Raw genomic sequence first — 13,676 nt, forward strand, 5'->3', positions numbered from 1 at the left:
GCGGGCAGGCCCGGCAGGGTTCGCGGCGGCCAGGCCCGGCGAACGTCCGTGAGGGCCACCCTCCGGGAATCTGATTCCGTGAGGGTTCCCCTCACGGACGGCGGCGGGGAGCGGAAGTTGTCCGGGCGGCTCTCACGAACACCGGCGGAAGCGAAAGCCGTCAGGGTGGCCCTCACGAACACCGGAGGGAATGGAAGCCGTGAAGGGGCCCCTCACGAACATCGGCGGGAGCAAAAGCCGTGAGGGTGGCCGTCACGGACCTCCGGCGGGGAGCGGAAGCTGTCCGGTTGTCGGCCTTCTCAAACCCCCTCCGGGATGACAAGCTGCTCACCAGCCGGTCGTCTCCGCACCGGTTCGCATGATGACAACGTTGTCAGCCCTGGAGGTAGCGCGTCCATGTGGTCGCAGAAGAGACGGGTGACCGCGGTCGCGGCGGCGGGCTTCGTGGTCGCCGGGCTGCTGTCCGGCACGGCCGCCACAGCCAGCGCGGCGACGGCGGATCCGGTGTCGCTCGTCAATCCGTTCGTCGGCACGCAGAACTTCGGCAACACCTTCCCCGGAGCCAGCGCGCCCTTCGGCATGGTCCAGGTCAGCCCCGACACCGGCGGCCAAGGCGGGTACGACTACCAGCAGAACTCGATCTACGGCTTCAGCCAAACCCACCTCTCCGGCGTCGGCTGCGGCGTGATGGGCGAGCTGCCGGTCATGCCGACCACGGGCGCCGTCGATTCCGTGGACAAGAACGCCTACAAATCCGAGTACAGCCACGACGACGAGAAGGCCGAACCCGGCTACTACCGCGTCGGGCTGAAGAAGTACGGCGTCAACGCCGAGCTCACCGCCACCCCGCGCACCGGCTGGCAGCGCTACACCTTCCCGTCGACCGGCCAGGCGAACGTGCTGTTCAACACCGGCCAGGCGAACCAGTCGGTGAAGGATTCCGAGATCCACGTCGTCGGCGACCGGACCCTCGAGGGTCGCGTGCGCGCGGGCGGCTTCTGCGCCGGGCACGACGAGCACACCGTCTACTTCACCGCCACTTTCGACCGTCCTTTCGCCTCCTACGGCACCTGGCGCGGCACCACCCGCACCGCGGGCAGCCGCGACGCCGCGGGCACCGGCGGCAACGGCGCGTGGGTCAGCTTCGACGCGACCGCTGACCACGATGTCGTCCTGAAGGTGGGGCTCTCCTACACCGGTCTCGCCGGCGCGCGGGACAACCTCGCGAAGGAAACCAGCGACAGCTACGACTTCGACGCCACCCGCGCCGCATTGCGCAAGCAGTGGGCGGGCCGGCTCGGCGCGATCAAGATCAGCGGCGGCAGCACCGAACGGCAGACCGCGTTCTACACCTCGCTGTATCACGCGCAACTGCACCCGAACCTGGCTGGCGACATCAGCGGCGACTACGCCGGTTTCGACGGCAAGGTCCATCGCGCCAACGGCTACACGCCGTACCAGAACTTCTCCCTCTGGGACACTTATCGCCCGCAGAACCAGCTGCTCGAAATGCTGGAGCCGCAGGTGGCGCGCGACGTCGCGCTGTCCGTGCTGGCGATCGGCCGCGACGGCGGCTGGCTGCCGAGATGGGCGCTGGCGGGCAGCGAAACCAACATCATGACCGGCGACCCGGTGACTCCGTTCCTTGTCGAAGCCTGGTCGAAGGGCTTGCTGGCCGGGCACGAGGACGAGGCGTATGCGCTGCTCAAGAAGAACGCGACCACCACGCCGCCCGCCGATTCGCCGTACAACGGGCGTTCCGGGGTCAACTACTACAACGACCGCGGCTACATCCCGAGCGGCCTCACCCTCGGCAAGGACTGCGCGGCCAAGGGCGGCGACAACGACTGCGAGCATCCGACGTCGGCGACCATGGAGTACTCCGCCGCCGACGCCGCGCTCGCGTTGATGGCCAAGGGTTTGGGCCACCAGGCCGACGCGCGCATGTTCGCCGACCGCGGTCAGTGGTACCGCAACGTCTGGAACGCCGCGGACAAGCAGTTCCGGCCGCGCACCACCGACGGCACCTGGCTCACGCCGTACAACCCGGTCGACGCCGACCACCAGTTCCACGAAGGCGGCGCCTACCAGTACCAATGGCTGGTCCCGCAGGATCCGGCCGGGCTCGCCGACCTGATGGGCGGCAAGCAGGCGACCGAAAAGCGGCTCGACTCCTTCTTCGCCTACGACAACCTGCTCAAGGACCCGGCGGGCACCGCCCGCAAGGACTGGATCGCCAGCCCGTACGACTACTACGCCAAGGCCACCTACAACCCCAACAACGAACCTGACCTGCTGTCCCCGTACATGTACAACTGGGTCGGCGCGCCGGCGAAGACCGCGACCGTCGTCCGCGCGGCGATGACGCTGTTCACCACCGGACCGGACGGCATGACCGGCAACGACGACCTCGGCACGATGTCCGCCTGGTACGTCTTCTCCTCGCTCGGCCTCTACCCGACGATGAGCGGCGCGAACTTCCTCGCGGTGTCCAGTCCGCAGTTCGAATCGGCGACCGTCCGGATCGGACAGTACGAGGGCAAGCAGGGAGGCACGCTCACCGTCACCGCGCCGGACGCGAGCGACGCGAACCGTTACGTGCAAAGCGTTTCGCTCAACGGGCGGGACGTCCGGCAGACCTGGCTCGACTGGTCCGCGGTCGCGCATGGCGGCAACCTCGCCTATCAGGTCGGCTCGACGCCGTCCCGCTGGGGCACGCAGCCGGGCGCGGAACCGCCGTCGGTCAACAAATCCGCTGGGGATCTGCGTCGGCACGTGGACGCAACGCTGCGGCCGAGTTCGGTAGTGCTGCCTCAGCAATCTTCAGCGCAGACTGTCCACTTGAACCTGGACGTGCTCGGCCAGAACCCCGGAGCACAGCCGGTCTTCGTGACCTCGTCGGCGCCGTCCGGCTGGCGAGTGCAGACCGACCAGTTGCAGTTGCTGTGGTCCTTCCGGCTTCCGACGCAGAAGACCGCACCGGTCACGGTGACCGTTCCGGCGAACACGCCAGTCGGCACGTATTCGGTGCAGCTCAAGGCATCCGGGCCGGGCGCGAATACCGTCACCCGCACCGCGAGCATCGAGGTCCGGGAACCGACGGTGTGCGCGACGACGTCCGGGACCCAGTGCGCGGTCGATCTCGGCCACGACCGCAATCACGACGGAACCGCGACCGTCGCGGCGTCCACCGAGGGCAACTTCGACGGCAGCGGCTGGAGTTACGACGCTGACCTGATGCCGCGAGCCGGAACCTTCGTCCACACTGGAGTCACCTACGCGGCGGCCGATCCCACTGGCACCGCGGCGAACTTCGTGGAAGCACGCGGGCAATCGCTGCTTCTGCCCGCCGGGAAGCACCAGGCGGTGCAGCTGATCGGCTCGTCGCACAACGGTCCGGTGTCCACTTCGCTGACCGTGCACTACAGCGACGGATCCAGCGCGGATCTCCCGGTGACGTTCGGCGACTGGGCCGGTTCGACGCCGTCCGGCACGACCGTCGTGCTCGACATGCCGCACCGGATCAAGGCGGGCAGCGGGGTCGACGGCCCGCCGGTGCGGCTGTTCGGCATCGCCTCCACAGTGGACAGCGCCAAGACTGTCCAGTCGGTGAGCCTGCCGAACGACCCGCGCGTCCAGCTCTACGCCATCACCCTGGCCTGAGCCCGGCCGGGTTCGCCGGATCCCTCCCCTTAGTCCGGCGAACCCGGCCATCCCCCCGTTCCCCAGAAGACTCAGGCAGCCGCGGGCACTGCCGCGACCCGGCCCATCGCCTCCGCGTAGCACGCCTCGAACGAATCCAAAGTGGACTCCAGTGCGTGCCCGGCGATCATCTTGCCGCTCGCCGCCCCCATCCGCGCCAGCGTCGCCGGGTCGGCGACCACCGCGTGCAGCCGCTCGGCCAGCTCTCCCACGTTGCCCGGTTCGAACAGCCAGCCGTTGTACCCCGGACGGCACAGGTGCGGCAGCGCCATCGCGTCCGCGACCACCACCGGCTTCCCCGCCGCCATCGCCTCCATCGTCGCCAGGCTCTGCAGTTCGGCTACGCCCGGCATGCAGAACAGATCTGCGGCCGCGTAAGCGTCCAGCAAGTCCTCTTCGGACACAAAACCGCGGAACCGCACCCGGTCGGCGATCCCGAGTTCGCCAGCCAGCTTTTCCCAGTCCGCGCGGCAAGAACCGTCGCCGATGATCTCCGCACGCAGGCGAGGCACGAGCGCGACCGCGCGCAACAGCTCGTCGACGCGCTTCTCTTCGTCGAGCCGTCCGACGAACAACACCGTCGGATCGTCGGACGTTCGCGAAACCGTGCGCAACCGGTAGCGGTCGATGTCGATGCCGCACGACACCGGGATCGCCCGCTCCGGGAAACCGTTGTCGTGCAACAGTTCCACCGCACGCGGGGTCGGCGCGGTAACCACGCGGGCTGTCGAGAACACGCGCGTCAAGTCACGCCACGCCCACCGCGAAGCCGCGCCGCGCAGCCACGTCGGCACTCGCACGTGCCCGAACAGGTTTTCCGGCATGAAGTGGTTCGTCGCCACCCCGGGAATGCCCATCGCGGCGGCGTGCTTCAGCACGTACCTTCCGACCACGAAATGCGCCTGGACGTGCACGAGGTCGGGCTGCAACTCCTCCAGCAGCGCAGCCACGTCCTTGCTCACCTCCCAGGGCAGGCCGATCCGGAAGGTGCGGTGGAACGGGGTGCGGTGCGACCGGACCCGGTGCACCACCACGTCGCCGTCTCTTTCGGTGCGCGCCGGGCCCTCCGGGTCGACGCTGATCACGTGGACCTCGTGGCCGCGGCCGGCGAGACCGGTGGACAGCCGGTACGCGAACTGCGCCGCGCCGTTGACGTCCGGAGGATAGGTCTCGGCGGCGACCACGATGCGCAAAGGCAGGTCGTCGTTCACTGGGTGCTCCGATCTGGTGGAATGGACAGAAGAAGAACTGCCGCGGCTCAGCACGGCGACGCCGCCGACCGCCAGCACCGCCGCGGTGAGCGCGACCGCGGTCGCCGCGGCGTCGAGGTGGGTGGCTTCGCCGAGCACCCCGGCGCCGAGACCCACTGCGACCAGCGGATCCACGACGGTCAGGCACGCGACGGCGAGGTGTGGCGGACCGCATCGGTAGGACAACTGCACGAGCCAGCCGCCGACCAGCAACGCCGTCACCATCGCGGCGACGGACACCGCGGTGCCGAAATCGACGGTCCCCTCGCGGATTTCGAGGGAAACCGCGCGCATCAGCACCGAAACGAAGCCGTAGGCGGCGCCGCCGGCCGCGCCGAAACACAGTCCGCGGACCGACGGACGCGAGACGATCGCGCCGATCAGCGTCAGCAGCGCCACGCCCCCCAGCACCAGCAACGCCGCCCGCGTTTGCGCGTCGGCGCCGACCTCGGTGCTCGTGGTGCTGCCCGCGGCGACGGTCACGAACGTCCCGACGCCGAGCATGGTGACCGCGACCGCGGGCAAATCCCGCCGCCGCCGGTCGAGAATCGCGGTGATCGCGACGGCGATGACCCCGACCGGCTGCACGACGGTCAGCGGAGCCATCCCCAGCGCGACCGCGTGCACGCCCGCGCCCGAACCGAGCAGGGCCAGCCCACCGAGCCAGCGCGGCGCGCGGACCAGCTCCCCGATCCGCGGCCGGCCGGGCAGCCCGGTGACGACACCGTGCTGCAGAAGCGCGCCAGCGGAAAAGAAAACCGCACCGAGCACGGCGAGCGCGATGGCGAGGATCGTCATGAGGCCACCTCGGTCCGGGCCGTCGCGGCGATCGCGAAAAGCTGCGCGTAGAGCAGGGCGTACAACACGCGCTCGAACAACCCCAGAAATTCGGGTACGGACTGCTCCAGCAATGGCGCGTGGGCCAGCAGAAAGGCGAGCGAAGCAGCACCGGAGGCCAGCGAAAGCCAGCGCACCGCCGTCGCTTCCGGCCGGCGGCGTGCCAGCAACCATCCCGCCAGCGGCAGGCACACGAACATCGCCGCGCCGGCGTACCGGTGCACCGCACCGGAAAACGACGTCTCCACGCCGGTCGGATCGGTCGGGAAGAACGTCGCGACGACCAATCCGGCCGCCCACAACGCGATCAGCACCGATTCCGGGCTGCGCTTCGGCAACCCCTGTTTGAGCAACGCGTGCCGGACCAGCAGCGACGCACCGGCCAGCCCGAGCGAGGCCGCCGCCAGCAGCACCGCTCCCCCTGGCGGGAAGACGTAATCGCTGATGACGTCGCGGACCGGGTCGATCGTGCCCGCCGCCACCAGGTGCAACAGGAGTATCGGCACCAGCGAGAAAGCCAACGCGCCGGCAGCGATCGCGGGCGCCGCCGCCTTGGCCTTCCGCGTTATGAGGGTCACATCGATCAGCATGCTGGCGGCCGTGACTGCCCGGCATCGGGGAACACCCTGAGATGCACCCCGGGAATCCGCGGCGCACCCCGGGGCTTTTTGCCCCTTGATCGGACCGGAACGCGCGTCTCCGGTTCGCCGTCGGCACAGCCGGACAAATCGCCCGAAGGCGCGCTGAATAGGTCGTTATACAGCTGCCTCGCGCGTCGCGATCTTACTGTCCTTTGTGGACTTGCCGGGTCCCTCACCCGGGTGGATGTCAGTTTCCGCGGGCGAGGCCGCGAGCCGCCGCCCCTTCCCTGCTGACGGGGCGAAACCGCGCGGTGGCTTGGCGCGTTCGCCGGGTGCGTCCCGGTTGCCGCTGTCCTGGCCCCGTGTTCAGATCCCGGCGAACCCAGCCGAAGGAGCGCAATTCTCATGCAGAGGGCACTCGTCAAGGCGGTCGTCGGGGCCGCAGCCGTCGTCGCGCTGGTCAGCGCGTGCGGGTCGGGCGGATCGAACGACTCGTCCGGATCCGGAGCGTCCGGGCAGAACACCGCCCAGTCCAGCGGAGCCGCACAGCCCAGCGGAGCCAACCAGTCCGGCGACGCCGGGCAGAACGGCGCGTCCGGCCAGAACGGAGCCCCCGGGCAGAACGCCGGCGGCCCGGCCGCGCAGGCGGTCACCGCCGCGATCCAGCAGGCCTCGCAGGCCTCGCCGATCAAGTTCGAGCCGGAGAAGGCGGACTTGACCGCCAAGGCCAAGGAAGGCCTCGCCGCGATCGCGAAAGCCATGCAGGGCAACGATGTCAAACTGAAGGTCGAGACCCACGCCGGCTACCCGGACGCGGACAAGGCCAAGAAGCTGTCCGAGGAGCGCGCGCAGGCGATCTCGACCGCGCTCGAGGGCGACGGCGTGGCCAAGGACCGCATCCAGGCCGAGCCGAGCGGAAGCGAGAAGGCACAGGGCGACCAGGCGTTGGACACGCAGCTCAGCGTCGCTTCGTGACTCCTGCCCCGTCCCCCCGCCGGCATTACCTGGTCGGGCCGAGCGGCTATCCGAACTTCGGCGACGAACTGATCGCCGCGGCTTGGATCCGCCGCTTGGCCCGCACCGAGCCGGACGCCGAAGTCTGGCTCGACACGCATTCGCCGGGTCCCGCACAGCATTTGTTCGGCGACCTGCATCCGCGTTTGCGCTGCACGGACACCTTGTGGCGGCTGTGCGGCGAAGCGCCGTCGGACGATCCGTGGGAAGTCGCGTCCTGGGTGCGGTCCGCGGTGCACGACCCCGGTCGCGCGCCGCGCTGGGACGCGGGGATCGAACTGCTCGGCAAGCTCGACGTCGTGCATCTGATCGGCGGCGGTTACGTCAACGCGCTGTGGCCCCGGCACCTGGGACTGGTCGCCGGGGCCGCCGCGGCCGCGCAGCGTTCCGGAGCCCGTTCGGCAATGACCGGACAGGGTTTCGTCCCCTTCCCGCCGGGCGCGGCCGTACTGTTGCGCGCGCTTGCCGAGCGATTCGACGTCGTGGACGTCCGCGACGATCCGTCCGCCGAACTCCTGCACGGCGTCGCGGGTGTCGAGCGGTCCTGCGACGACGCTTTCCTTGCGCCGCAACCGCCGACGACGCCCACGACGCGCGAGTTCGTCCTGTGCATGCAGTCGGACATCGGCACCGAGCGACCGTCCTCGCTCGCCGCCCAGGTACTCGGCCTGGTGCGCGAGTGGCGGCTGCCGCCGGGCGAACTCGCTGTGATGGAAGGGATTCCTCGCGTCGACCGCGAGGTTTTCGCGTTGCTGGAACACGAACTGCCCGGTGCGGAATTCCACCCGTTCCGCGACGTGTGGCATCGCGGTCTCCCGCTCGCGCCCGGACAGACCTGGATCTCCAGCCGCTTCCATCTGCATCTGGTCGCCGCCGCGGCGGGCGCGACCGGCGTGGCAGTCGACGTTGCGCCGGAGTACTACACCACGAAACACCAGAGCCTCATCGAACTCGGTTCCGGATGGACACTCGTGGCAGCCGGTGCCGAGAAACCGCCGGAACGCCCTTCCGGCAACGGTTTCCCGGCACACGTGCTGCACCACTGCGCGAACCTCAAACGCTCAGTCGCCGAAGCCGTCTACGGTCCGGAACTGCCCAAAACCCGCACCCGGTGGCCGCGGCTCAGTTGAGTTTGCTGCGGCTCTGGTCGGCGAGCGCGCCGAGTCCGATGCACAACGCGCCCGCGATGAACAGCAGCGAAACACCCCAGGTCGCGTGCGTCGCGGAGGCTTCCACGATCGCCAGTGCGGCCAGCGGTGCCAGCCCGCCGGACACCGCTCCCCCGACCTCGCGGCCGGTGCCCAGCCCGGTCGAGCGGACCTCGGCCGGGAACTGCTTGGCCAGGAACGCTCCTTGCGCCGACAACATCGCCGGGACCACGATGCCGGTCGCCAGCACGAGGCCGAGCCAGATGAACCAGCTGGTGCCGGTGTCGAGCAGCCAGAAGAACGGGAACGCCAGCAATCCCGTCGCGACCCCGCCGGCGACCACGACCTTCTTCGCGCCGATCCGGTCGCTGATCCACCCGGCGATCGGCACCGTCACGATCGCCGTCGCGCTCGCGATGCTGATCCCCAGCGCGCCGATATTCGCCGGTACGCCGCGGAAATTCGTCAAATAGGCGAGCGAGAACGTCTTGAACACGTAGCTGACGCCGTTGTAGCCGATGGTGATCACCATGACCACCGCGAGCGCGCGCCAGTCGCTGCGGAACAGCTTCACCAGCGGCCGATTCGCCCAGCCGCGCGGCCGGTTTTTCTTGCTGCGCACCAGGTTCTCGAACTCCGGGGTTTCCGGCACCCGGCGGCGCACCCACAGTCCGACGCCGACGAGCAGGAAGCTGGCCAGGAACGGGATCCGCCAGCCGAACCCGTGCAGGAACTCCTTGTCCAAAGTGGTCAGTCCGGCGACGGCGAGCGAGGAGACGAGCAACCCGACGTTCACGCCCAGCGCGGGCCACGAACCTTGCCGCCCGCGTTTGCGCGGATCAGCGTGCTCGTAGGCGACTGCGATCGCGCCGCCGAATTCCGCCCCGGCGCCGAGTCCTTGCAGCAGCCGCAGCACCACGAGCAGAACCGGCGCGAGAAGCCCGGCGCTCGCGTAACTCGGCAATAATCCAATGCCTGCCGAGGAAACGCCCATCAGCACGAAGGTCCACGACAGCACTTTCTTGCGCCCGATCCGGTCGCCGAGCGCACCGAACACGATGCCGCCGATCGGGCGGGCCAGGAAGCCGACCGCGAAGGTCGCGACCGAGGCCATCGTCGCGGCGGCGTCGTTGCCGGGCGGGAAGAAGACGTGGCCGAACACCAGCGCGGCCATCGACGCGTAGAGATAGAAATCGAACCACTCGAGCGCGGAGCCGACGACCACCGCGACCCCGACTCCGCGCGGGGCTTTCCGGGTCGTTCCGACGCTGTCGTCCACAACACTGGGCATGGTCCTGCTCTCCGGAACTGGGGCACAGGCGAGCGGAAGCCAGCCGGCGCGCGCCGTTGCGTGCGTATTTGGGAACGCATGATGCGTATATCCGGATGCTAAGAGGCCGCAGGGTCGGCGGTCAAGGGGGTGGATCGAGGGTCGTGCGTGTTGATCACGGTTCTAGCCGCGCCCAACACGCACGCGGTGAGTCAGCCCTGGCGCGCGGCTTCCCAGCGCTTCACGACCGCCGCGGTGATGCCGGCGAGCGCGTCGCCGATCTCCGGCAGACGGCCGGAAATCCGCGTGGTCGGGCCCGCGACCGCGATCGCCGCGACGACCTCTCCGTCGACCAGGATCGGCCGCGCCGCCGCGCTCACGTCGGGCAGGGTTTCGCCGCGGTTGAGCGCGACGCCCTCGGCGCGGACGGTGTCGAGTTCGTCCATCGCGGCCCGCACGCGCTCGGCATCTGGGAGCACTGACTTCAGGTACGCCTCGCGGCGGCGCGCTGACCAGTACGCGAGGACGATCTTGCCCGCGCTCGGCGGGTACAGCGGTCGCCGCGTGCGGAGCGGTGCCGAGTAGCGGATCGGCTGCTCGGACTCGACCGCGTCCACGTAGATCAGCGAATCCCCGACCTCGGCGCCGAGCATCACGGTCTCACCGAACCGGCGGCGCAGCTCCTCCAAGGCGGGCCGGGCCGCGGTCGCGATGCCGGGCAGGCCGCCGGTGAGCAGGTTCCCCAGCGCCGGGCCGAGCCGGTAGGCGCCGTCGGCCTCGACCAGGTAGCCGGTCGACACCAAGCCTTTGACCAGGCCGAACACCGAGGATTTGGGCGCGTCGAGAGCGACCGACAGCTCGTGCAGCCGCATCCCGGGCTGCCGCGCGACGCACTCGAGGATGCTGGTGACGCGGCCGACCGTCCGGTGCGCCTTGGCGCTCGACTCGGTCATGACAGCCTCCCCTGCGTTCGCAGATACGAACCCTATCGCGCCGTCCTCCCGGAACGGCGCTTGACCCGAGCCGCGCGCCGCCTTACGTTGGACGTATATCCGAACTTAGCGTTCTCATATACGCACGATGGAGAGCAGTACTGTGGACTTCCAGCTGAGCCAAGACCAGGAGGACATCCGGCGCGCCGTGCGCGAGCTGGCCGCCCGGTTCCCCGACGAGTACTGGGCCGAACGCGACGAACGGGCCGAGTTCCCGCGCGAGTTCTACGACGCGTTCGCCTCCGCGGGCTGGCTCGGCATGGCGATCCCGGAGCAGTACGGCGGCGGCGGGCTCGGCATCCTCGAAGCCGCGCTGCTGCTGGAGGAAGTGGCCGCGTCCGGGGCCGGGATGAACGGGTGCAGCACGATGCACCTGACGATCTTCGGGCTGAACACGATCGTCAAGCACGGCAGCGAGGAAATGCGCCAGGAAATCCTGCCCGGCGCGGTCGACGGGTCGCTGCACGTCTGCTTCGGCGTGACCGAACCGGACGCGGGCACCGACACCACGCGCATCTCCACCTTCGCCCGCCGCGACGGCGATTCCTACGTGGTGCACGGCCGGAAGGTCTGGATCACCAAGGCGGGCCAGTCGCAGAAGATGGTGCTGATCGCCCGCACCACGCCGCGCGAAGAGGTGGAGAAGCCAACCGACGGCATGTCCCTGTTCGTCGTGGACATCGAGTCCGACGCGGTGCAGCTGCGCGCGATCCCCAAGCTCGGCCGCAACGCGGTGTCCTCCTACGAGGTGCTGATCGACGGGCTGCGGGTGCCGGAATCGGCGCGCGTCGGCGAGGAGGGCAAGGGGTTCCGGTACCTGCTCGACGGGCTCAACCCGGAACGCATCCTGCTCGCCCACGAGGCGCTCGGCATCGGCCGCGCCGCCCTGCGCCGCGCGGTTCGCTACGCCGGGGAACGGCAGGTGTTCGGCCGTCCGATCGGGCAGAACCAGGGGCTGGCGTTCCCGCTGGCCGAGGCCGCGACCAGGCTCGACGCGGCGGAGCTGATGGCGCGCAACGCCGCCTGGCGCTACGACCGCGGTCTGCCGGCCGGCAAGGAGGCGAACATGGCGAAATGGCTGTGCGCGGACGCCGGGTTCCAGGCCGCCGACCAGGCGATCCAGACCCACGGCGGGATGGGCTACGCGCGGGAGTACCACGTCGAGCGCTACTTCCGCGAGGCGCGGCTGCTGCGGCTCGCGCCGATCAGCCAGGAAATGGTGCTGAACTACGTGTCCCAGCACGTGCTCGGGCTGCCGAGGTCGTACTGATGGGCGCGCTCGACGGGCTGCGGGTGCTGGACCTGTCGCGGGTGCTGGCCGGGCCGTACTGCACGCAGATGCTGGCCGACCACGGGGCCGAGGTGATCAAGGTCGAATCGCCCGCCGGGGACGAGACGCGGGGCTGGGGTCCGCCGTTCCTGTCCGAGGGGACCAGCGCGTACTACGCGAATCTCAACCGGGGCAAGAAGAACATCGTGCTCGATCTGTCCGGTCCGGACGGTCGTTCGCTGCTCGGCACCCTGCTCGCGGGCGCCGACGTGGTGGTGGAGAACTTCAAGGCGGGCACGCTCGCGCGCTGGGGCTGGCCGGACGAGACGATCCGGGCGGAGTATCCGGCGCTGATCCACTGCCGCATCACCGGGTTCGGCACGGACGGACCGCTCGGCGGGCTGCCCGGCTACGACGCGGTCTTGCAGGCCTATGGCGGGCTGATGAGCGTGAACGGCGAGGCTGACGGGCCGCCGTTGCGGATCGGCGTGCCGGTGGTCGACGTGGTGACCGGGGTGCTCGGGTTTTCCGGGATCCTGCTGGCGCTGCACGAGCGGGCGCGGTCCGGGCTCGGGCAGCTGGTGGATTGTTCGTTGCTGGACACGGTGATCAGCTTGCTGCATCCGCATTCCGCGGCGTGGCTCGCTGACGGCGCGGTGCCGCAGCGGACTGGGTCGGCGCATCCGTCGATCGCGCCTTACGAGACTTTCTCGACGGCGGATGGGCTCTTCTTTGTCGGTGCGGGGAATGATCGACAGTTCGCGGCGTTGGTCGACGTGCTTGGTGCTCCTGGGCTGGCTTCCGATCCGCGGTTTGCTTCGAATGCCGACCGGGTCGCCAATGTGGGTGAGTTGCGGGCCGAGCTGAGTGTCCTGATCGGACAGTACAAACGGGACTCCTTGGCCGAATTATTGCTGGCGAAGGGAGTTCCGGCTTCGCCGGTGCACGATATCGCGGAGGCGATGAACGCGCCGCAGGTGCGGCACCGGGAAATGGTCGTGGAACGGGACGGGTATCGCGGGGTCGGGGTGCCGGTGAAACTCGGCCGTACGCCGGGGTGTGCCGCGGAATCGCCGCGGCCGCCGGGGGCGGATACGCGGGAGGTGCTTTCCGCGGCGGGGCTTTCCGCAGAAGAAGTCGACGACGCGCTCTCCATCGGTGCGGCGCATACGCAGCTCAGGCCGCAGGGGTCTGGCTGAGTGGTGGCAGTTCGGCTTCACCCTCGATGCCAGGGCTGGGCTTTGAGCCAGGTCAGGTACTCGTCGAAGATGGCCGCTGTCCCGCGGGGCTGAGCCTGCTTCTCGAAGAACTCGTCCAGCAGCGTGAAGAGCAGGTCGTTCGCGGTGTCCCGGCCCGCACCGGCGGCTTCGTCGCGCCAGCCCTCGGTGCGGTCCGGGAAGGCGAGGTGCAGGACCAGCGCAGGCCAGGTGAGGTTGTCGCCGTCGCCGACGCGCGGGACGAGCGACTCCCGGAAGCCGGTGAGCAACTGCCCGCCGTTGCCGGTGTCGATGCCGAGGAGGAACGTGCAGTAGTCGTGATAACTGCCGTCCAGCCCGTAAAGCCCCGGGTATCGGCGGATCTCGCCGAACAGTTTCCGGTAGTCCATGGTCCG

Annotated in this window: 10 protein-coding genes; 5 read left to right on the forward strand and 5 right to left on the reverse strand. The window is 69.5% G+C overall.

Translation table 11 applies throughout. The features are described 5' to 3' along the window. Positions 1 to 396: 396 nt before the first annotated feature. On the forward strand, positions 397 to 3,663 hold the full coding sequence (locus tag EIZ45_RS33130; protein WP_134666620.1) for a GH92 family glycosyl hydrolase: 3,267 nt from the start codon (positions 397 to 399) through the stop codon (positions 3,661 to 3,663). 71 nt (positions 3,664 to 3,734) lie between these two features. Here the strand turns inward: EIZ45_RS33130 and EIZ45_RS33135 are convergent, their stop codons facing one another. Together EIZ45_RS33135 and EIZ45_RS33140 are read right to left on the reverse strand one after the other, a co-directional pair. After that, positions 3,735 to 5,750: a glycosyltransferase gene (locus tag EIZ45_RS33135; protein ID WP_134666618.1), complete on the reverse strand. Its 2,016-nt coding sequence runs from the start codon at positions 5,748 to 5,750 to the stop codon at positions 3,735 to 3,737. Further along, positions 5,747 to 6,367, reverse strand: coding sequence for a DUF998 domain-containing protein (locus EIZ45_RS33140; protein ID WP_240690781.1), 621 nt, complete (start codon positions 6,365 to 6,367; stop codon positions 5,747 to 5,749). The genes EIZ45_RS33135 and EIZ45_RS33140 overlap by 4 nt, the downstream gene beginning before the upstream one ends. A 408-nt stretch (positions 6,368 to 6,775) precedes the next feature. On the opposite strand from EIZ45_RS33140, the gene EIZ45_RS33145 reads away from it, so the two are divergent. Both EIZ45_RS33145 and EIZ45_RS33150 read left to right on the forward strand, forming a co-directional pair. Further along, positions 6,776 to 7,345, forward strand: coding sequence for an OmpA family protein (locus EIZ45_RS33145; RefSeq protein ID WP_134666614.1), 570 nt, complete (start codon positions 6,776 to 6,778; stop codon positions 7,343 to 7,345). Next, the gene (locus EIZ45_RS33150) at positions 7,342 to 8,514 is read left to right on the forward strand and encodes a polysaccharide pyruvyl transferase family protein (RefSeq protein ID WP_134666612.1); all 1,173 of its coding nucleotides are present in this window, start codon (positions 7,342 to 7,344) and stop codon (positions 8,512 to 8,514) included. Before EIZ45_RS33145 ends, EIZ45_RS33150 begins: the two co-directional genes overlap by 4 nt. On the opposite strand, the gene EIZ45_RS33155 is transcribed toward EIZ45_RS33150, so the two are convergent. Both EIZ45_RS33155 and EIZ45_RS33160 read right to left on the reverse strand, forming a co-directional pair. Further along, a complete protein-coding gene (locus tag EIZ45_RS33155; RefSeq protein WP_051729770.1) occupies positions 8,507 to 9,823 on the reverse strand; it encodes an MFS transporter in 1,317 nt (438 codons plus the stop codon). The genes EIZ45_RS33150 and EIZ45_RS33155 overlap by 8 nt on opposite strands. A gap of 191 nt (positions 9,824 to 10,014) precedes the next feature. Next, a complete protein-coding gene (locus tag EIZ45_RS33160) occupies positions 10,015 to 10,755 on the reverse strand; it encodes an IclR family transcriptional regulator (RefSeq protein ID WP_037819757.1) in 741 nt (246 codons plus the stop codon). Between the two features lie 127 nt (positions 10,756 to 10,882). Between EIZ45_RS33160 and EIZ45_RS33165 the strand changes: the two genes are divergently transcribed. Further along, positions 10,883 to 12,064, forward strand: coding sequence for an acyl-CoA dehydrogenase family protein (locus tag EIZ45_RS33165; protein WP_235146768.1), 1,182 nt, complete (start codon positions 10,883 to 10,885; stop codon positions 12,062 to 12,064). After that, entirely contained in the window at positions 12,064 to 13,263 is a 1,200-nt protein-coding gene (locus tag EIZ45_RS33170; protein WP_134666610.1) for a CaiB/BaiF CoA-transferase family protein, read from the forward strand. Before EIZ45_RS33165 ends, EIZ45_RS33170 begins: the two co-directional genes overlap by 1 nt. A gap of 17 nt (positions 13,264 to 13,280) precedes the next feature. Here the strand turns inward: EIZ45_RS33170 and EIZ45_RS33175 are convergent, their stop codons facing one another. Continuing rightward, positions 13,281 to 13,670, reverse strand: a complete 390-nt coding sequence (locus tag EIZ45_RS33175; RefSeq protein WP_134666608.1) for a hypothetical protein — start codon at positions 13,668 to 13,670, stop codon at positions 13,281 to 13,283. Between the last annotated feature and the right edge of the window lie 6 nt (positions 13,671 to 13,676).

Origin of the sequence: Amycolatopsis sp. CFH S0740, from assembly GCF_004522315.1 — a bacterium.
GTDB lineage: Bacteria > Actinomycetota > Actinomycetes > Mycobacteriales > Pseudonocardiaceae > Amycolatopsis > Amycolatopsis nivea.